At 71.6% G+C, this 19,628-nt stretch carries 16 protein-coding genes; 6 read left to right on the top strand and 10 right to left on the bottom strand.

Features of this window, described 5'->3' with window-relative positions:
* Positions 1–138: 138 nt before the first annotated feature.
* From AC3ETA_RS03150 to AC3ETA_RS03125, 6 genes are all read right to left on the bottom strand, one after another.
* The gene (locus AC3ETA_RS03150; protein ID WP_432191252.1) at positions 139–993 is read right to left on the bottom strand and encodes a siderophore-interacting protein; all 855 of its coding nucleotides are present in this window, start codon (positions 991–993) and stop codon (positions 139–141) included.
* Between the two features lie 117 nt (positions 994–1,110).
* Positions 1,111–2,157: an ABC transporter substrate-binding protein gene (locus AC3ETA_RS03145; RefSeq protein WP_432191251.1), complete on the bottom strand. Its 1,047-nt coding sequence runs from the start codon at positions 2,155–2,157 to the stop codon at positions 1,111–1,113.
* A gap of 200 nt (positions 2,158–2,357) precedes the next feature.
* The gene (locus tag AC3ETA_RS03140; protein WP_432191250.1) at positions 2,358–3,518 is read right to left on the bottom strand and encodes an acyl-CoA dehydrogenase family protein; all 1,161 of its coding nucleotides are present in this window, start codon (positions 3,516–3,518) and stop codon (positions 2,358–2,360) included.
* A 6-nt stretch (positions 3,519–3,524) separates the two neighbouring features.
* Positions 3,525–4,460 carry a hydroxymethylglutaryl-CoA lyase gene (locus tag AC3ETA_RS03135; protein WP_432191249.1) on the bottom strand — a complete coding sequence of 312 codons (936 nt, stop codon included), beginning with the start codon at positions 4,458–4,460 and terminating at the stop codon, positions 3,525–3,527.
* Complete coding sequence (locus AC3ETA_RS03130; RefSeq protein WP_432191362.1) at positions 4,460–6,385, bottom strand: acetyl/propionyl/methylcrotonyl-CoA carboxylase subunit alpha; 1,926 nt, start codon at positions 6,383–6,385, stop codon at positions 4,460–4,462. Before AC3ETA_RS03130 ends, AC3ETA_RS03135 begins: the two co-directional genes overlap by 1 nt.
* Positions 6,386–6,402: 17 nt before the next feature.
* Positions 6,403–8,055 carry a carboxyl transferase domain-containing protein gene (locus AC3ETA_RS03125; protein ID WP_432191248.1) on the bottom strand — a complete coding sequence of 551 codons (1,653 nt, stop codon included), beginning with the start codon at positions 8,053–8,055 and terminating at the stop codon, positions 6,403–6,405.
* 109 nt (positions 8,056–8,164) lie between these two features.
* On the opposite strand from AC3ETA_RS03125, the gene AC3ETA_RS03120 reads away from it, so the two are divergent.
* From AC3ETA_RS03120 to AC3ETA_RS03110, 3 genes are all read left to right on the top strand, one after another.
* Positions 8,165–8,758 (top strand): SACE_7040 family transcriptional regulator, encoded by a 594-nt coding sequence (locus AC3ETA_RS03120; RefSeq protein WP_381452850.1) that lies wholly within the window; start codon positions 8,165–8,167, stop codon positions 8,756–8,758.
* 142 nt (positions 8,759–8,900) lie between these two features.
* Positions 8,901–10,058 (top strand): acyl-CoA dehydrogenase family protein, encoded by a 1,158-nt coding sequence (locus tag AC3ETA_RS03115; RefSeq protein WP_432191247.1) that lies wholly within the window; start codon positions 8,901–8,903, stop codon positions 10,056–10,058.
* 38 nt (positions 10,059–10,096) lie between these two features.
* Entirely contained in the window at positions 10,097–10,990 is an 894-nt protein-coding gene (locus tag AC3ETA_RS03110) for an acyl-CoA thioesterase (protein ID WP_432191246.1), read from the top strand.
* A 91-nt stretch (positions 10,991–11,081) separates the two neighbouring features.
* Here the strand turns inward: AC3ETA_RS03110 and AC3ETA_RS03105 are convergent, their stop codons facing one another.
* Together AC3ETA_RS03105 and AC3ETA_RS03100 are read right to left on the bottom strand one after the other, a co-directional pair.
* On the bottom strand, positions 11,082–11,873 hold the full coding sequence (locus AC3ETA_RS03105; protein ID WP_432191245.1) for a phosphatase: 792 nt from the start codon (positions 11,871–11,873) through the stop codon (positions 11,082–11,084).
* 74 nt (positions 11,874–11,947) lie between these two features.
* Complete coding sequence (locus AC3ETA_RS03100; RefSeq protein WP_432191244.1) at positions 11,948–14,062, bottom strand: PucR family transcriptional regulator; 2,115 nt, start codon at positions 14,060–14,062, stop codon at positions 11,948–11,950.
* 191 nt (positions 14,063–14,253) lie between these two features.
* Between AC3ETA_RS03100 and AC3ETA_RS03095 the strand changes: the two genes are divergently transcribed.
* The 3 genes from AC3ETA_RS03095 to AC3ETA_RS03085 are packed head-to-tail and all read left to right on the top strand — an operon-like array spanning position 14,254 to position 18,437.
* Positions 14,254–15,714: a sodium:solute symporter family protein gene (locus AC3ETA_RS03095; RefSeq protein WP_432191243.1), complete on the top strand. Its 1,461-nt coding sequence runs from the start codon at positions 14,254–14,256 to the stop codon at positions 15,712–15,714.
* A 57-nt stretch (positions 15,715–15,771) separates the two neighbouring features.
* A complete protein-coding gene (gene speB, locus AC3ETA_RS03090; protein WP_432191242.1) occupies positions 15,772–16,752 on the top strand; it encodes an agmatinase in 981 nt (326 codons plus the stop codon).
* Positions 16,749–18,437: a thiamine pyrophosphate-binding protein gene (locus tag AC3ETA_RS03085; protein ID WP_432191241.1), complete on the top strand. Its 1,689-nt coding sequence runs from the start codon at positions 16,749–16,751 to the stop codon at positions 18,435–18,437. Before speB ends, AC3ETA_RS03085 begins: the two co-directional genes overlap by 4 nt.
* Here the strand turns inward: AC3ETA_RS03085 and AC3ETA_RS03080 are convergent.
* Both AC3ETA_RS03080 and AC3ETA_RS03075 read right to left on the bottom strand, forming a co-directional pair.
* Complete coding sequence (locus AC3ETA_RS03080; protein WP_432191240.1) at positions 18,427–18,684, bottom strand: DUF2147 domain-containing protein; 258 nt, start codon at positions 18,682–18,684, stop codon at positions 18,427–18,429. The genes AC3ETA_RS03085 and AC3ETA_RS03080 overlap by 11 nt on opposite strands.
* Positions 18,685–18,801: 117 nt before the next feature.
* A complete protein-coding gene (locus AC3ETA_RS03075) occupies positions 18,802–19,608 on the bottom strand; it encodes an endonuclease I family protein (protein ID WP_432191239.1) in 807 nt (268 codons plus the stop codon).
* Positions 19,609–19,628 lie beyond the last annotated feature (20 nt).

Here is a 19,628-nt window from a genome sequence, read left to right as displayed (position 1 = left end):
GGGGTGCCGTGCAGGGGATGGCGTGGCGTTCAACTTAGGTTAGCCTAACCTAAGTTCCATTGGATCAGGGTGGCATCGCGGGTGACTACGATCACTTACGCCGCGGTAGGTGCCCGATCGCCTTGCTTTCAGCGGCAGTTACGCCTGCTCGCGCAGTTGCTCCTCACTCAGCCCCCGCCGCCAGTACCCCACGAAGGTGACCCGGCGCCGGTCCACCCCGCGCTCCCCGACGAAGTGCCGGCGCAGTGCCTTCACGCATCCCGACTCGCCCGCGATCCAGACGTACGGGTGCTCGGCGGCCGGGAGCCGGGCGTCCCGGATGGCGTCGAGGGCCATGGGGGAGCCCTCGGCGTGCGTCTCCTCCTGCACGAGCCAGGTGATCTCGACGTCGGCCTCGGTCACCAGGTCCTGGATGTCCCGGGCGTCGTGCACCTCCAGCCACACCCGCGCACGGGTGCCTGCCGGCAGCGTTTCGAGGATCGCGGAGACGGCGGGAACGGCGGTGTCGTCGCCCCAGATCACCACGAGGCCGGTGTCCTGCGGGGGCCGGAACCGGATCGCCCGGTTGTCCGCGACGGCGGGCCCGAGCAGCAGGACCCGGTCACCGGCGGCGGCCCGGGAGGCCCAGCGGGAGGCGGGACCGGCCGGGGTGGCAGCGCCGGGCTCGATGCCGTGCAGGACGAAGTCGACGTCGATCTCGTCGGGGTCCCGGCGCAGGGCCCGCAGCGTGTACGACCGCATCACCGCCCGCACGTCGTCCGGCAGTTCACGCCACCCCTGCCACCATCCGTCGCCGAGCTCGACCGGAACCTGCGGTCCGCTCTGCCCCGGGTGCGGCAGGAACAGCGACAGGGACTGGTCGCAGCCGTCGGAGAAGAAGTACTGCAGGTCCTCCCCGGCGAAGGTGACGCGCACCAGAGACGGACCGAGCCGCCTCGTCCGTACGACCTGGAGGGAGAAGAAACGGAACGGGGCGGCTACGGCGGTGGTCATGGGGGGCAACTCCTGAATCGACGTCAGGGAATCCGACCTGATTTCGGGGGCGCGGGGCGACTGCGCGACCGGCCACAACGGACCCGCAGTCGCCCCGTGATCCCAAGTGGCCCTTGTCTAGGCGACCTTCTTGGCCTTCTCGATGGCCTCGGCCAGGCTCGTCAGCAGCGGCGTGCACTTGGCGTACGACAGAATCGGCTCGGGCGAACGGGCGATGACCTGCCCGGCCTTGACCGCCGGCAGCTTCTTCCAGGTCGCCTCGGTGATGTCCTTCGGCTGGATCGTCGAGGTGCGGTCGTCCATCATGATGATGTCGGCCGGGTACTTGTCGACGTTCTCCCAGCTCAGGCTCTCGAACCAGCCGCCGCCCTCCTTCTTGGCGCTCTCCGGCGGCTCCACGAAGTTCACGCCGAGGGCCTTGAAGTACTCCAGGTCGATGGAGAGGTTGGTGCCGGAGACGTAGAAGATGTCCTGGCTGGCGGAACCGGCCATCACCTTGATCTCGGGGCGCGACTTGGCGGCCTTGCGCAGGCGCTCGGCGGCGGCCTCGAAGTCCTTCTTGGACTGGACGGCCTTGTCGGCCTTCAGGTCCGCGCCGAGGGACTCGGCCAGCTCCCACATCCGCTCCAGCGGCTGGGTGATCTGGCGGTCGTAGACGGAGATGGCGGCGCTCGGCGCGAGCTTGGCGATCTTGTCCTTGGACGCCTCGGGGACGTACCAGAGGGTGCCGGCGCTGTCGAAGGTCGTGGAGATGAGGACCTCGGGGGCGAACGCCGCGTACTGCTCGACGTTGAACTGGTCCCAGACGTTGCCGAAGACCGTCAGCTTGCTGACGTCCATGTCGCCGGCCTGGACGTCGGCCTTGCCGTCCTGCGTCTTGGTCGGGCCGAAGACGCCCTTGACCTCGATGCCGTAGTCGAACAGGGCGGCCGCGACGCCGACGAAGGCGACGATCTTCGTCGGGACCTTGTCGAGCTTCACCGTGGTGCCGCGGTCGTCCTTGAACGTCCAGGGGCCGGACTTGGCAGCGGTCGTGGCATCGCCGGAGCCACCGCTTTTCCCGTCGTCGTCCCCGCACGCTGCCAGCACGGCCCCGAGGCCGAGGGCGCCGCCCGCGGCGAGGATGCCGCGGCGGGTGAGGTGGGTGGCTCTGGCGTTGGGCATGGGTACGCTGCTTTCGAACAGGGCGGATCACCCGCCGGACAATTCGAAGGTAGGTTAGCCTAACCTGAGCTGATGTCCAGGGGGTGGGGGTCCTTGTGATCGAAGCTGTTCGCCTGCTGTGAGGGTGTCTCACATGACGACTGAGGCCCAACGCCCTTGCAATCAAGGGACGTTGAGCCTCGTGCGGGCGGGCGGTGGATTCAGCCCACCAGCCCCAGTTCCCGGGCGATCAGCATCCGCTGGACCTCGCTCGTGCCCTCGCCGATCTCCAGGATCTTGGAGTCGCGCCACATACGGGCGACCGGGTACTCGTTCATGAAGCCGTAGCCGCCGTGGATCTGGGTGGCGTCGCGGGCGTTGTCCACGGCGACCGTCGACGAGTAGAGCTTCGCCAGGGCCGCCTCCTTCTTGAAGGGCTCGCCGGAGACGAGGCGGCTGGCCGCGTCGCGCCAGGCGAGGCGGGCCGTGTGGGCCTTCATCTCCATGTCGGCGATCTTGAACTGGATGGCCTGGTTGGCGCCGATGGGGCGGCCGAAGGCGTGGCGTTCCTTGGCGTACTTGACCGACTCGTCCACACAGCCCTGCGCCAGGCCCGTGCCGAGCGCCGCGATCGCGATCCGGCCCTCGTCCAGGATGCGCAGGAACTGGGCGTATCCGCGGCCCTCCTCGCCCAGCAGGTTGGCCGCCGGGACGCGGACGTCCTGGAAGGACAGCTCACGGGTGTCGGAGGCGTTCCAGCCGACCTTGGAGTAGGGGGCGGCGACCGTGAAGCCGGGGGTGCCGGACGGGACGATGATCGAGGAGATCAGCGGCTTGCCGTCGGGCCCCCGGCCGGTCACCGCCGTGACCGTGACCAGGCCCGTGATGTCCGTACCGGAGTTGGTGATGAAGCACTTGGTGCCGTTGATCACCCATTCGTCCGTCGACTCGTCGAGGCGGGCCGTGGTGCGGGTCGCGCCCGCGTCGGAGCCGCCGTCGGGCTCGGTCAGGCCGAAGGCGCCGAGGATCTCACCGGCGCACAGGCGGGGCAGCCACTCGCGCTTCTGCTCCTGGGTGCCGAAGAGGTGGATCGGCATCGCGCCCAGCGAGACGCCCGCCTCCAGCGTGATGGCGACCGAGGAGTCCACCCGGGCCAGCTCCTCCAGCGCGATGCCCAGCGCCAGATAGTCGCCGCCCATGCCGCCGTGCTCCTCGGGGAACGGCAGTCCGAACAGGCCCATGCGGCCCATCTCCCGGACGATCTCGTACGGGAACTCGTGACGCTCGTAGAAATCGCCGATCTTCGGCGCCACGACGTCGTGGGCGAACGCCTCCACCGTACGGCGGAGTTCCTCCAGTTCGGGGGTCAGACGGTGGTTCATGGCTGTTCACTGCTCCTTGTGGGAGAGGGCTCGTACGGTGCGGGACGGGCTGGGTCGGCCCAGTTGTTCGGCCATCCACGCGCTCGTGGCGACGAGGCGGTCGAGGTCGACTCCGGTGTCGATGCCGAGGCCCCGCAGCATCCACACGAGGTCTTCCGTGGCGAGGTTTCCGGTGGCGGACTTGGCGTACGGGCAGCCGCCCAGGCCGCCGGCCGAGGCGTCGACGGTCGTGACGCCGTGTTCCAGGGCGGCGTAGGTGTTGGCGAGCGCCTGGCCGTAGGTGTCGTGGAAGTGCACGCCGATGACGTTCGTCGGCACACCCTCCTCGTTCAGCAGGGAGAGCAGTTCGAGCACATGGCCCGGGGTCGCGACGCCGATGGTGTCGCCGAGGCTCAGCTCGTCGCAGCCCATCGCGACGAGCGCCTTGCAGACCCGGGCGACCTGGTGGAGGGGGACCGCGCCCTCCCAGGGGTCGCCGAAGCACATCGACACATAGCCGCGGACGTGCAGGCCCTCGTCCTTCGCGCGGCGGACCACCGGGTCGAAGACGCCGAGGGACTCGTCCAGGGTCCGGTTGAGGTTGGCCTTGGCGAAGGACTCCGTGGCGCTCGCGAAGACCGCGATCCGGCGGGCTCCCAGGGTCAGGGCGCGGTCCAGGCCGCGGGCGTTGGGCACCAGGACGGGCAGGTGCACGCCCGCCAGGCCGCAGACACGCGGGAACAGGTCCTCGGCGTCGGCGAGTTGGGGCACCCACTTCGGGTGCACGAAGCTCGTCGCCTCGATCGTGGTCAGCCCCGCGTCGGCGAGCCGGCGCACGAACTCCGCCTTGACCTCGGTGGGCACGGTCGACTTCTCGTTCTGCAGGCCGTCGCGCGCGCCGACCTCGTGGATGCGGACCCGGGCGGGCAGGTCCGCCGCCGGCACCGTCATGGGCAGCGTCATCAGTCCTCCTCCACCGGGGTGATGACCGCCAGGACCTGGTCCATGGCGACCGTGGAGCCGGGTGTGACGTCCAGTTCGGCGACCGTGCCGGCGTGCGGGGCGGAGATGACGTGCTCCATCTTCATCGCCTCCACCACCAGCAGGCTCTGCCCGGCGGTCACTTCGTCCCCGACGGCGACCTTCACCACCGTCACCGTCCCCGGCATGGGCGCGGTGAGCGAGTCGGCGCCCGCGTGGGCGGCTCCGGTGAGCGAGGCGGCCACCGGGTCGTGGTCGCGCACGTGCCAGGAGTCGCCGTCCCGGCCCAGCCAGTCGGCGGCGCGGTGGAAGGTGTGGCGTACGCCGTCGAGGGTCACGGACACGCCGTCGTCCGAGACCGCCGCGGAACCCCGCGGGGTGTACTCCACCGGTTCCTGGGCGCGCAGATGGAAGCTCACGGGCCGCGCGGTGCCGCCCAGCCGCCAGCCGCTGGGCACCGAGAACGGGTCCGTCCAGCCCTCGCCCTTCGGCCGCAGCGCCTCGTGCCGTACGGCCGCCGCCGCCTCGTACACCTCGTCGGGCACGTCCGTGGCGACCAGGTCGTCCACCACACGCTCGACCAGGCCCGTGTCCAACTCGCCCGCCACGACCGCCGGATGGGCCAGCAGCCGCCGCAGGAACCCGGCGTTGGTCTGCACGCCCAGCGTGACCGTCTCCGCGAGCGCCGCCCGGAGCTTCCTGAGCGCGGTCGCGCGGTCGGGGCCGTACGCGATCACCTTGGACAGCATCGGGTCGTACAGGCTGCCGACCTCGGTGCCCTCGCTGAGCCCGGAGTCGGTGCGCACACCGTCGCCCTGGGGCTCGCGCAGCCTGAGGACCGTGCCGCCGGACGGCAGGAACCCGCGCGCGGGGTCCTCCGCGCAGATACGGGCCTCGACCGCGTGGCCGGTGAGCGTCACGTCGTCCTGCCCGAAGGCCAGGCGTTCGCCGGCCGCCACCCGCAGCTGCCACTCCACCAGGTCGAGGCCGGTGATGAGCTCGGTGACGGGGTGCTCCACCTGGAGGCGGGTGTTCATCTCCATGAAGTAGTAGGAGGAGGGGTCGCCGCCGGGCACGATGAACTCCACCGTGCCCGCGCCCCGGTAGCCGCAGGAGCGGGCCGCCTGCACGGCCGCCTCGCCCATCCCCGCGCGCGTGGCCTCGTCGAGGAGCACGCTGGGCGCCTCCTCGATGATCTTCTGGTGCCGGCGCTGCAGCGAGCACTCGCGCTCGCCGAGGTGGACGACACCCCCGTGGCCGTCGGCCAGCACCTGGATCTCGATGTGCCGGGGCCGGTCCACCCACCGCTCGACGAGGAGCGTGTCGTCGCCGAAGGAGGCGCGGGCCTCGCGGCGGGCGGCGGCGATCTCGTCCGCCAGCTGCGCCTCGTCCCGCACCAGCCGCATGCCCTTGCCGCCGCCGCCGGCGGACGGCTTGAGCAGTACCGGCATGCCGATCTCACGGGCGGCGCCCGCGAGTTCGGCGTCGGTGAGGCCGCTGCCGCTGGAGCCGGGCACGACCGGCACGCCGGCCGCCTTCACCGTCTCCTTGGCGCGGATCTTGTCGCCCATCAGGGAGATCGCGTCGGCGCTCGGCCCGATGAAGACGAGCCCCGCGTCGGCGCACGCGCGCGCGAACTCGGCGTTCTCCGCGAGGAAGCCGTAGCCGGGGTGGACCGCCTGGGCGCCGGTGCGGGCGGCGGCCTCCAGGAGCCGCTCCACGGACAGATAGCTCTCGGACGCCGGGGCGGGACCGATCCGTACCGCCGTGTCGGCCTCACGCACGTGCCGGGCGTCGGCGTCCGCGTCGGAGAAGACGGCCACCGAGCGCACGCCCATCGAGCGCAGCGTGCGGATCACGCGGACGGCGATCTCGCCCCGGTTGGCCACGAGGACGGTTTCGAACATGCTCATCAAAGTCCCCCTCACATCCGGAAGACGCCGAACTGGGGGTCACCCAGGGGCGCGTTGCCGCAGGCGGTCAGTGCCAGGCCCAGCACCTGCCGGGTCTCCAGCGGGTCGATGACGCCGTCGTCCCAGAGGCGGGCGGTGGCGTAGTAGGCGTTGCCCTGGCGTTCGTACTGCTCCCGCACGGGCGCCTTGAAGGACTCCTCGGCCTCCGCGGGCCAGTCCTCGCCGCGCGCCTGAAGCTGGTCGCGCTTGACGGTCGCGAGGACCGAGGCGGCCTGCTCGCCGCCCATGACGGAGATCTTGGCGCCCGGCCACATCCACAGGAAGCGGGGCGAGTACGCCCGCCCGCACATGGAGTAGTTGCCGGCGCCGTACGAACCGCCGACGACGACCGTCAGCTTCGGCACGCGCGTGCAGGCCACCGCCGTCACCATCTTGGCGCCGTGCTTGGCGATGCCGCCGGCCTCGTAGTCCTTGCCGACCATGAACCCGGAGATGTTCTGCAGGAAGACCAGCGGGATGCCGCGCTGGTCGCACAGCTCGATGAAGTGGGCGCCCTTCTGGGCGGACTCGGAGAACAGGATGCCGTTGTTGGCGACGATGCCGACCGGGTGGCCGTGGATCCGGGCGAAGCCGGTGACCAGGGTCTGCCCGAACTCGGACTTGAACTCCGAGAAACGGGAGCCGTCGACCACGCGCGCGATGATCTCGCGTACGTCGTAGGGGGTGCGGGAGTCGACGGGGACGGCGCCGTAGAGGCCGTAGGGGTCGACCTTCGGCTCCGCGGCGGGCACGACCTCCCAGGGGACGGCGCGGCGCGCGGGCAGGGTGGCGACGATGTTGCGCACGATGCGCAGCGCGTGCGCGTCGTCCTCCGCGAGGTGGTCGGTCACGCCGGACACCCGCGAGTGGACCTCGCCGCCGCCGAGCTCCTCCGCGGTGACGACCTCGCCGGTGGCGGCCTTCACCAGCGGGGGACCGCCGAGGAAGATCGTGCCCTGGCCCCGGACGATGACGGCCTCGTCGCTCATGGCGGGGACGTAGGCGCCGCCCGCGGTGCACGAGCCGAGCACGGCCGCGATCTGCGGGATGCCCGCGCCCGACATCCGGGCCTGGTTGTAGAAGATCCGCCCGAAGTGCTCCCGGTCCGGGAAGACCTCGTCCTGCATCGGCAGGAAGGCGCCGCCCGAGTCGACCAGGTACAGACACGGCAGCCGGTTCTCCAGGGCCACCTCCTGCGCGCGCAGGTGCTTCTTCACGGTCATCGGGTAGTACGTGCCGCCCTTGACGGTGGCGTCATTGGCGACGATCACGCACTCGCGCCCGCTGACCCGCCCGATCCCGGCGATGACACCGGCGGCCGGGGCCTGGCCGTCGTACATCCCGTCGGCGGCGAGCGGAGCGAGCTCCAGGAAGGGCGATCCGGGGTCGAGGAGGGTGTCCACCCGGTCCCGCGGCAGCAGCTTGCCGCGTGCGGTGTGCCGGGCGCGGGCCTTCTCGCCGCCGCCGAGCCGGGCCGCGGCGAGCTTGCCGCGCAGCTCCTCGCCGAGCGCCCGGTGGGCCTCCTCGTTGGACCGAAAGGCCTCCGACGCGGGATCTTCCCCCACGCTCGAAAGGACTCGCGCGGGGGGACCCCCATCGCTGTGGAGCTCCGGTGCCTCATGCATCCTGCGGTCCCCTCACCCGGTGATCGACTGTTCATGAGCGACTGTTAATGAGCGTTAACCATTTCCTTCAGGTTAACGACCGCTAACCTCCCTGTCTAGAATTGCCTCCATGGCCACCAGAACCGACGCCCCCACCCGCCGCGAACAGATCCTCAAGGAGGCCGCGCGGCTCTTCGCCGAGCGCGGGTTCCACGGCGTCGGAGTCGACGAGATAGGCGCCGCCGTGGGCATCAGCGGCCCCGGTCTCTACCGGCACTTCGCCGGCAAGGACGCGATGCTCGCCGAGCTGCTGGTCGGCATCAGCGGTCAGCTGCTGACGGGCGCGAAGCGACGCCTCGCGGAGGCCGACGGGGTGCCGGCCGAGGCGGTCCTCGACTCCCTCATCGAGGGCCACATCGACTTCGCCCTCGACGACCGCCCCCTGATCACCCTGCACGACCGCGAGCTGGACCGCCTGCGCGACAGCGACCGCAAGCTCGTGCGCCAGCTCCAGCGGCAGTACGTCGAGCTGTGGGTGGAGGTGGTCCGCGAGGTGTACCCGGGCCTGACCGAACCGACGGCCCGCTCGGCCGTGCACTCGGTCTTCGGTCTGCTCAACTCGACACCGCACCTGGGCCGGCCGGGGGCGCTCCCGGGCCGTGGCGTCACGGCGGTGCTGCTGCACCGGATGGCGCGGGGGGCGTTCGGGGCGGCGGGCGGCTGAGCTGCACCGACGCGAGTTCCGCCGCTACGGCAGGGCCGGGGAGTGACGAGCGTTACGGAGCCGGACCCCTGGACGGCTGTTCGTACTCGCCGGTACGGTTGAGTGAGCAAGCGCTTAGACATGTACCGGTGGAGGTGGCGGCGTGCGCCGTACGGTGTTCAACGAGGATCACGAGGCGTTCCGGGAGACCATCCGCGCCTTCATCGAGGCCGAGGTCGTGCCGGTCTACGACGAGTGGTTCGCGGCGGGCCAAGCGCCCCGCGACTTCTACTACAAGCTCGCCGAGCTGGGTGTCTTCGGCATCCGCGTCGACGAGGAGTACGGCGGCGCCGGCATCGACTCGTACAAGTTCGAGGCGGTGATGTACGAGGAGACCGCCCGCGCCGGTGTGCAGTTCGGTGGCTCCGGCGTGCACGTGCTGCTCGGCCTGCCCTACATCAAGATGCTGGCCACCGACGAGCAGAAGAAGCGCTTCCTGCCGAAGTTCGTCTCCGGCGAGGAGATGTGGGCGCTGGCGATGACCGAGCCGGGCACCGGCTCCGACCTCGCCGGCATGAAGACCACCGCCAAGCTCTCCGAGGACGGCACGCACTACGTCCTCAACGGCTCCAAGACCTTCATCACCGGTGGTGTGCACGCCGACCGCGTGATCGTCTGCGCCCGCACCGACGCGCCCAGCGCCGAGGACCGCCGCCACGGCATCTCCCTGTTCGCCGTGGACACCAAGTCCGAGGGCTACTCCATCGGCCGCAAGCTGGACAAGCTGGGCCTGCGCACCTCCGACACCGCCGAGCTCGCCTTCGTCGACGTCAAGGTGCCCGTCGAGGACCTCCTCGGCGAGGAGAACAAGGGCTTCCGCTACCTCGGCCACAACCTGGCCTCCGAGCGCTGGGGCATCGCCTTCGGCGCCTACGCCCAGGCCAAGGCCGCCGTGCGGTTCGCCCAGCAGTACGTCACCGAGCGCACCGTCTTCGGCAAGCCCGTCGCCGCGTTCCAGAACACCAAGTTCGAGCTGGCCGCCTGCCAGGCCGAGGTGGACGCGGCCGAGGCCGTCGCCGACCGCGCACTGGAGGCCCTGGACGCCGGTGAGCTGACGCCCGCCGAGGCCGCCTCCGCGAAGCTCTTCTGCACCGAGGTCGCCCACCGAGTGATCGACCGCTGCCTCCAGCTGCACGGTGGCTACGGCTTCATGAACGAGTACCCGATCGCTCGCCTGTACGCGGACAACCGCGTCAACCGCATCTACGGCGGCACCAGCGAGATCATGAAGTCGATCATCGCGAAGGACATGGGCCTGTAAGGCTCCTTACATCCCCTGCCAGTAGAAGAAAAGGTGCCATGAACGAGGCACTTCAAGATCTCCTCGATCTGCTCGACCTGGAACAGATCGAGGAGAACATCTTCCGCGGCCAGTCCCGCTCCGCCGTCGTCCCGCGGGTCTTCGGCGGTCAGGTCGCGGCCCAGGCGCTCGTCGCCGCCGGCCGCACGGTGCCCGCGGACCGGCCCGCCCACTCCCTCCACGCGTACTTCCTGCGCATGGGGGACCCGGGCGCGCCCATCGTGTACAACGTCGACCGCATGCGCGACGGCCGCTCCTTCACCACCCGCCGTGTGGTCGCCGTCCAGCATGGCAAGCCGATCTTCGGGCTGTCGGCGTCCTTCCAGAAGTACGAGGACGGCCTGGACCACCAGGCCCCGATGCCGGCCTCGCCCGACCCGGAGACGCTTCCCGCCTCCGGCGAGCGCCTGCGCGGCTACGACCACCTCGACCCGGCCGTCGTCGAGCGGTTCCTGGAGGCACGCCGGGCGATCGAACTGCGCTATGTCGACGAGCCGCCGTACGGCAGGTTCGGCGAGCCGCGCGAGCCGCACTCCCAGGTCTGGTTCCGCACCAACGGCAAGCTCGCCGACGACCCTCCCCCGGACGCCGTCTGGGGGGACCCGCACCTGCACGTCGTGCTCGCCACGTACGTCTCCGACATGACCCTCCTCGACTCCGTCCTGCTCGCGCACGGCCGGGGCGGCTGGGCGGTCGGGGACGTGGTCGGCGCCTCGCTGGACCACGCGATGTGGTTCCACCGGCCCTTCCGGGCCGACGAGTGGCTCCTGTACGACCAGGAGTCACCGTCCGCGTACGGCGGGCGCGGGCTCGGACAGGCGCGGATCTACACACAGGACGGGCGGCTCGCGGTGTCCGTGATCCAGGAGGGCGTGGTCCGCGTCCCGCGCTGAGTGCCGGGGCCCGCCGGGCCCCGGTACCTCGTACCCCGCGCCGCGTTCCGCCGCCGGGCGGGGATCAATTTGGACCGGTCGAGTACCGCCCTTACTCGACCAGGCCCGCCTCACGCAGCAGATACGCCGTCATCGGGTCGTAGTGGCGCGGGCTGACGACGTGGTCGTCGAGCGGTACCACGACCTGCACGGTGCCCTCCGACTCCGCGAGGAACAGCGCCGGGTCGTTGCAGTCGGCGTAGCCGACGGAGTCCACGCCGTGCCGGCCGGCGTATCCCGCCCAGCCGTGGTCGGCCACCACGAGGTCCGGCAGCGGACGTCCCTCGCGCTCGAGTCCCTTGAGGATGGCCTTCATCGGCTCGCCGGAGTGGGTGTGCCAGAGGGTGGCGCCGTGTTCGAGGACCGCGACGGACGCGAACTGCATGACGTAACCCTCGTCGGTCTGCAGGCCCTCGGGGATGACGACGATCTCGCAGCCGGCGGCGCGCAGCGCGTCGGCCGTCGCGCGGTGCACGTCCAGCAGGCCGCCGGGGTGGCCGGTCGCGAACAGGACGCGCTGGCCGCCGTCCGCGGCCTTGCGCAGCCGGGCCGCCATGCGCTCCAGCGCGGCCACGGTCAGCTCGGGGTCGATGGTGTCCTGGCCGTGGCGGTGCTCGGCGTCGTCGTTCACGCCGACGCGCTCCGCCATCACCGCGAGCACGTCCTGCTCGTCGGTCCAGCGTTCGCCGAGCTCCAGGCCGAGCCAGTAGTGACGGTCGCCGTTCGCCAGCTTGCGGTAGTGGGAGAGGTTGTTCTCGCGGGGAGTGGCGACGTCGCCCGCGATGCGGGTTCTGACGAGGTGGTCGACGAGCTCGGCGCGGCTGGGTGTCCCGGGTATCGGCATGCTTCCCATTGTGAGGCAGACAACTACGGGAACGGCCGCCTCCGGGGTGCGTGCGACATGGGTCACTGCGCGGATCATCGCTCGCCGTGCCGCAGGGCGAACCACAGCTCCATTCGTACGTCCGGGTCGTCCAGGTCCGTGCCGAGCGCTGCCGAGCAGCGGGCGATGCGCCGACGGACGGTGTTGCGGTGCACGGCGAGGGCCACGGCCGTGCGGTCCCAGCTGCCGTGCAGCGAGAGCCAGGTGCGCAGCGTCTCGGCGAGGGGCGGGGTGAGGGGGGCGAGGAGTGCGCGGGCGTGGGCCTCGGCCGTGCCGGGGGAGAGCAGGTCGGTGAGGGCGGGGCGGTGGGTGCCGTGCCGGTGCAGGGGCGTGCGGGTGGCCCGCGCGCGGGACAGGGCACGGGCCGCCTGGGTGTCGGCCGCCGGCCAGTCCCGAGCCGACGCGGGGGCGCTGACGCCCAGGGTCCAGCCGGGCTGCGGGGCCGGTTCGCGGTCCGCCGGGACGAGGACGCGTACGACGTCCCGGGCCAGGTCGACCAGCGGGGAGCCGAGGGCCGCGCCCAGCGCGGCGGCCGCCACGGGGTCGCAGGGCTGGGCGTCGGGGCTGCCGTGCACCACGAGCCAGCCGTCGCCGCCCAGCAGCGGGGCCACCGCCTGCGGCTCGGCGCCCAGCAGCAGCCGCACCAGCGCGGAGGAGCGGGCGGCGCCGGAGCCGCTCTGGTGCTCGCCGGTGAGCAGGGAGAGCAGCACGGCCGCCACGGAGGCGATGGTGTGGTCGCCGGTGTCCCTTTGCGGGGCGGCGACACCGAGAACGAAGCCCTGACCTGCGCCGAGGGCGTATGCGGCGAGGTGGGTGCCGGCCGCGGTGTCGGTGGCGGAGGTGGGTGTCCCGGGACCCGAGGGGCGCACGACCGCCGCGAGCTCGGCCAACGCCCCACGCACCACGTCCCCCGGCTCCCGCCCGGCGGACGCGACTTCCCCGGCCCGCCCGGCGGACGCGGCCTCCGGCCCTTGCCCGGCAGCCGTGACGGCCGCCGTCTGCCCGGTGGGTGTGGTTCCCGGCCGTTGCCCGGCGGACGCGGCTGCCGCCGCCTGTCTGGCGGGTGTGGTTTCCGGCCGTTGCCCGGCGGACGCGGCTGCCGCCGCCTGTCTGGTGGGTGTGGTTTCCGGCCCTTGCCCGGCAGCCGCCTGCCCGGTGGGCGTGGTTCCCGGCCCTTGCCCGGCGGACGCGGCTGCCGCCGCCTGTCTGGTGGGCGTGGTTCCCGGCTCCTGCCCGGCAGCCGTGACGGCCGCCGCCCGCCCTGCGGACGCGGCCTCCGGCCCTTGCCCGGCAGCCGTGACGGCCGCCGCCCGCCCGGCGGACGCGGCCTCCGGCCCCTGCCCGGCCGATACGCCCTCCGGCCCCGGCGCGGCCGATACGTCCTCCGGCCCCGGCGCGGCCGATACGCCCTCCGCTCTCGGGCCGGCCGTTGGGGCTGCGGTTCGCCGTCTGGCGCCTGTGGTTTCCGCCGGCTGCCCGGTGGACGTGGTTTCCGGACCTCGCCCGGTCGGCTTGCCCTCCGTACCCGGTGGCGCCGGCGCGCTCTCCGTCCCCTCCGGCCCGTACAGCACGGCCCACCCCCCCACCCGCTGGGCGAGCTGCCGCAGCACCGCGCGTACCGGGTCCGGGCGTGAGGCCGCTGCCGCCAGGCTCTGCTGGGCCTCCGTCACCCGGCGCAGTTCGGCGTGGCGGGCCTGGGCCATGAGCTGCCAGACCGCGCGGGCCACGCCCGAGAACGTGGTCTGCGGCGGGACTTCAAGCAGGGGCAGCTCATAGGTGTCGCAGGCCTCCACCAGGGCGCGCGGCACCGTGTCGTGCACCGGGGCGAGGCCGAAGCCGAGGGCGGCGCCGCCCGCCGCGACGATCCGCGACACGTAGGCGTCGAAGTAGTCCCCCAAGCTCTCGGCTTCGCTCGAGCAGGGGGGACCCCCATCCGACCCCGCCGCCTCCGGAATGTGCACCCCGGCCGACAGCAGCAGCTCCCCGCCCAGCAGGTAGGGGTACGGATCGGCCATCTCCGAGGTGTGCGCCCAGTGGATCACCGTGTCCCTGTCCGTGGGGCCGGCGATCTGGCGCAGGCCAAGGTCCGCACGGGCCAGGAGCGCCGACAGCGCTACGGGGGGTGTGGGCGGAACAGCGGGATCCGGCATGGGACGTTTCCTACACTCACGCGGTCTCGGATGGATGAAACGTACACTTCGCAGTCACTTTCCGGCCACCTACTGTCGTTCCGGACCGGCAGCCGCGGGTACGGGCGGATGTCCCCGCGAGCCGCTGCCGACCGTCCCCACCCCCCATTTGCACGACACGCCACCGGAATGTTCGTGAAGGAGGCCCCACCATGGCCGTCGACTACACCGTCATCGTCGTCTATCTGGCCGGCATGCTGGCCATGGGCTGGTGGGGCATGCGCCGCGCCAGGTCCAAGAGCGAGTTCCTGGTCGCCGGCCGCCGGCTCGGCCCGACGATGTACTCCGGCACCATGGCGGCGATCGTCCTCGGCGGCGCGTCCACCATCGGCGGCGTGGGCCTCGGCTACCAGTACGGCCTCTCCGGCGCCTGGATGGTGTTCACCATCGGCCTCGGCCTGCTCGCGCTGAGCGTCTTCTTCTCCGCCCGCATAGCCCGGCTGAAGGTCTACACCGTCTCCGAGATGCTCGACCTGCGCTACGGCGGCCGGGCCGGCGTCATCTCCGGCCTCGTCATGTGGGCGTACACCCTCATGCTCGCCGTCACGTCGACCATCGCGTACGCCACGATCTTCGACGTCCTCTTCGACATGAACCGCACCGTCGCGATCATCCTCGGCGGCTCGATCGTCGTGGCCTACTCGACGCTCGGCGGCATGTGGTCGATCACCCTCACCGACATGGTGCAGTTCGTCGTCAAGACGATCGGCGTGCTCCTGCTGCTCCTGCCCATCGCCGTCGTCAAGGCCGGCGGGTTCAGCGAGATGAAGGCGAAGCTGCCGACCGAGTACTTCGACCCGCTGGGCATCGGCGGCGAGACGATCTTCACCTACGTCCTGATCTACACCTTCGGCATGCTGATCGGTCAGGACATCTGGCAGCGCGTGTTCACCGCGCGCAGCGACACGACCGCCAAGTGGGGCGGCACCGTCGCCGGCACCTACTGCCTCGCCTACGCCCTCGCCGGCGCCGTCATCGGCACCGCGGCCAAGGTGCTCTACCCCAAGCTCGGCAGCCCGGACGACGCCTTCGCGACCATCGTCAAGGACGAACTGCCCATGGGTGTGCGGGGCCTGGTGCTCGCCGCCGCCCTCGCCGCGGTGATGTCCACCTCCTCCGGCGCCCTCATCGCCTGCGCGACCGTCGCCAACAACGACATCTGGTCCCGGCTGCGCGGCGTGGTCCGCCCGGACGGCCGGGCGCACGACGAGGTCAAGGGCAACCGCGCGTTCATCCTCGTCATGGGCCTCGCCGTGATCGGTACGGCCATCGCGCTGAACAACGTCGTCGAGGCGCTGACCGTCGCCTACAACCTCCTGGTCGGCGGACTGCTCGTACCGATCCTCGGCGGACTGCTGTGGCGGCGCGGGACGGCCCAGGGCGCGCTCGCCTCCGTCGCGGTCGGCGGCCTCGCCGTCATCGGCCTGATGGCGACCTACGGCATCCTCGCCAACGAGCCCGTGTACTACGGCCTGCTTGCCTCCCTCGCCGTGTACGTCGCCGTCTCCCTGCTGACGAAGCCGACCGATGCCGCCGTACTCGCCGCCTGGCGCGAGCGCCTGGCCGGGCGGGACCCCGAACTCGTGTCCGAACCGGTACCGGCTCACCAGTAGAGTCATAGGCAGATATCCCGCATACGCGATGAAGCGTAGGAAAGAAGGCATTTCCATATGACCAGCAACGAGACGCCCCGCGGCCCTGTCGACTCCTCCCGCATCCCGCGGTACGCCGGACCCGCGACCTTCGCCCGGCTCCCGCGCCTCGACGAGGTCGGCCGCGCCGACGTCGCCGTGGTCGGCGTGCCGTTCGACTCGGGCGTCTCGTACCGGCCGGGCGCCCGCTTCGGCGGCAACGCCATCCGCGAGGCGTCCCGGCTGCTGCGCCCGTACAACCCGGCGCAGGACGCGTCCCCCTTCGCGCTCGCCCAGGTCGCGGACGCCGGGGACATCGCCGCGAACCCGTTCAACATCAACGAGGCCGTCGAGACGATCGAGGCCGCCGCCGACGACCTCCTCGGCACCGGCGCCCGCATGATGACGCTCGGCGGCGACCACACCATCGCGCTGCCCCTGCTGCGCTCGGTCGCCAAGAAGCACGGCCCGGTCGCGCTGCTGCACTTCGACGCCCACCTCGACACCTGGGACACGTACTTCGGCGCCGAGTACACCCACGGCACGCCGTTCCGGCGCGCGGTGGAGGAGGGCATCCTCGACACCGAGGCGCTCTCCCACGTCGGCACCCGCGGCCCGCTGTACGGCAAGCAGGACCTCACCGACGACGAGAAGATGGGCTTCGGCATCGTCACCTCGGCGGACATCTACCGCCGCGGCGCCGACGAGGTCGCCGACCAGCTGCGCCGGCGCATCGGCGACCGCCCGCTGTACATCTCCATCGACATCGACTGCCTCGACCCGGCCCACGCGCCCGGCACCGGCACCCCCGAGGCCGGCGGCATGACCTCGCGCGAACTGCTGGAGATCCTGCGGGGCCTGGCATCCTGCAACCTGGTGTCGGCGGACGTCGTCGAGGTGGCCCCGGCGTACGACCACGCCGAGATCACATCGGTGGCGGCCTCGCACACCGCGTACGAACTGACCACGATCATGTCCCGCCAGATCGCGGCGGCCCGGAAGGACTCGGAAGCGAAGTGACCCACGACCACGACCTGGTACTCCGCCCCACCGCCGCCCAGACGGAGGCGGCGCTGAACCCTCCACCCGGCCGAGGCGGCGGGGACCTGGTCGTGGAGACGCTGGCGGCGCTCGGTGCGACGACGGTCTTCGGCCTCCCCGGCCAGCACGCCCTCGGCATGTTCGACGCCCTGCGCCGCAGCGATCTGCGCTACATCGGCCTGCGCGTGGAGAACAACGCCGGGTTCGCGGCGGACGCGTACGGCCGGCTGACCGGCGAGGCGGCCCCGCTGCTGCTGTCGACCGGACCGGGCGCGCTCACCTCGCTGGCCGCGCTCCAGGAGGCGGCCGCGGCCTCCGCCCCCGTGCTGGCGATCAGCAGCCAGGTCCCCACCGCGGGCCTGGGCGGCGGCCGGCACGGCTATCTGCACGAACTCCCCGACCAGTCGGCCTCGTTCCGGGGTGTGGTGAAGTCGGTCCACACCGTCCGCACCCAGTCCCAGATCCCGTCCGCGATCGAGGCGGCCTGGAAGTCGGCGCTGACGGCCCCGCACGGGCCGGTGTGGGTGGAGATCCCGCAGGACGTGCTGCTGGCCGGGACGTCGGTCCCGGTGGTGACGGGCGGCGACGCGTTCCCGGAGGAACTGCCCCCGCGCCCCGAACTGACCGCGGTCGCCGCCGACCTGCTGTCGAAGGCGGCCCGCCCGGCGATCATCGCGGGCGGGGGAGTGGTACGGGCCGACGCGAGCGGCAAGCTGCGACAGCTCGCGGAGCTGATCCAGGCGCCGGTGGTCACCACCCCCGGCGGCAAGGGGGCGTTTCCCTGGAACCACCCGCTCTCGCTCCAGTCGTGGATCGAGGACCGGTACACGACCGAGTTCCTGGAGGACGCGGACGTACTGCTGGTGGTCGGCTCGGGACTGGGGGAACTGTCCTCCAACTACCACACGTTCAAGCCGCGCGGCCGGGTCGTCCAGATCGAGGCCGACCTCGGCAAGCTGGAGTCCAACCACCCGGCCCTCGGCATCCACGCGGACGCCCGCCTCGCGCTGCAGGCCCTGCTGGAGACGGTGTCCGGGCGCACCGACCCCACCGCACCCGAGCGGGTGGCGACGGTCCTGGCCAAGGTCGCCGAGCGCATCGCCGCCCAGGAACTCACCCTGGAACAGCAGGTGCTGGCGTCCGTGCGCCGCGCCCTGCCCGCCGACTCCCCGTCCTTCTGGGACATGACGATCCTGGCCTACTGGGCCTGGTCGGCCTTCGACGCCAAGGGCCCCAACCACCTGCACTCCGCCCAGGGCGCCGGCGGCCTCGGCTACGGCTTCCCGGCGGCGCTCGGCGGCGCGGTGGCCGATCCGACCCGTCCGGTCCTCGCGGTGTCCGGTGACGGCGGCGCCCTGTACTCGATCGCCGAGCTCGCCACGGCCCGCCAGTACGACCTGAACGTCACCTGGCTCATCGTCGACGACGGCGGCTACGGCATCCTGCGCGAGTACATGACCGACGCCTTCGGCCAGGCGACGGCCACCGAGCTGACCCGGCCGGACTACGTGGCCCTGGCCGAGTCCTTCGGCGTCCCCGGGGTCCGCACGACCCCGGAGACCCTGGAGGCCGACCTGACCAAGGCCCTGTCCGAGCCCGGCCCTTCGGTGGTCGTACTCCCGGCGGTACTGCGGATGTTCGAGCCGACTCACCTCACGGCGTGAGGACCGGGACCGGCCCGGCGGACCGGTCACGCATGTCGTCGTGGTCGCGGTTGTGACAGGCGTCGTCCACCGCGGGGCCGGTCAGCGGCAGGGCCCACGGGACGAGCGCGAGTGTTTCCCTGCAGAGGCCGGCGCCGGAGTGGCCGGCGATGGTGATACGACCCCGGTCGCCGTCGTCGGCCTGGGCCGGGGCGGCGAGTACGAGGGCTGCCATGGTGAACGCGGCGAGCGCGCTGATCTTCTTCATGGCCGGGTCAACGGCATCGGATCGGCGCAGGTCACTCCGCTGCACAGGTGGTGAATGAACGCGCCGGGGCCGACGGGGCCCCTGGCGCGTCCACGGCTGCCGGAAGGGTCCGGTCGCCTACCAGATCGCCTCGACCCACTCCGGGTGGTCGATGAACGGGTTGCGGTTGCCCTGGTAGGAGTCGTAGATGACCTCGTTGCGGCGCTCCTCGAAGGCGTCCGGCGGGTCCTCGTCGTTCCACTGCTTGAGGACGGAGAGGCGGCCGATGTAGGGGCTGGAGCCGTTGTTGACGCTGTCGTTGGGCTCCAGGTCGGCCCAGCTGTCGTCGCCCTCGTAGCGGACGGCCATGTACAGGATCATGCGGGCCACGTCGCCCTTGACGGCGTCGCGCGGCTCGAAGGAGTTGGAGTCGGTCAGGCTGCCGCCGGAGTTGGTGAAGCTGCTGCCGCCGTTGTCGAAGTCCTTGTTGCCGCGGATGCTGTTGACCTGGACGTCCTCGGGGCGCAGATGGTGCAGGTCGGTGCCGGGGCCGGTGGAGGTGCCGAAGTCGCCGTGGGACTTGGCCCAGACGTGCTCACGGTTCCAGTCGCCGACGTCACCGCCGTTGAGGGACTTGCTGCGGGAGATGCCGCTGTACAGCAGGATCACGTTGCTGCTGTTGTTCGGGTCCTGGTCGGTGACCTTCAGGGCGTTCCAGACGGCCGAGTACGAGATCGCGTACTGGTCGCTGATGATCGTGTGCAGTGAGTCCTTCAGCGCCGTGCCGGTCTTGCCGATCGCATCGGCGTAGTACGTGTCGTCGTACTCCGTCGTCGTCGCCGCGGCCGGGGAGGCGGTGAGCGCGGGGGCGGTCAGGCCGACCAGGACGGCGGCCGTCGTCAGCGCCACTGACTTCCAGCGGCGGCCTATGTGTGTCGCCAGCATGTGGGGTTCCCATCTACGCA

This window comes from Streptomyces sp. bgisy027, from assembly GCF_057710365.1.
Note: the sequence above shows the minus strand (reverse complement) of the source record. Positions and strands in the feature narration are given on the sequence as shown.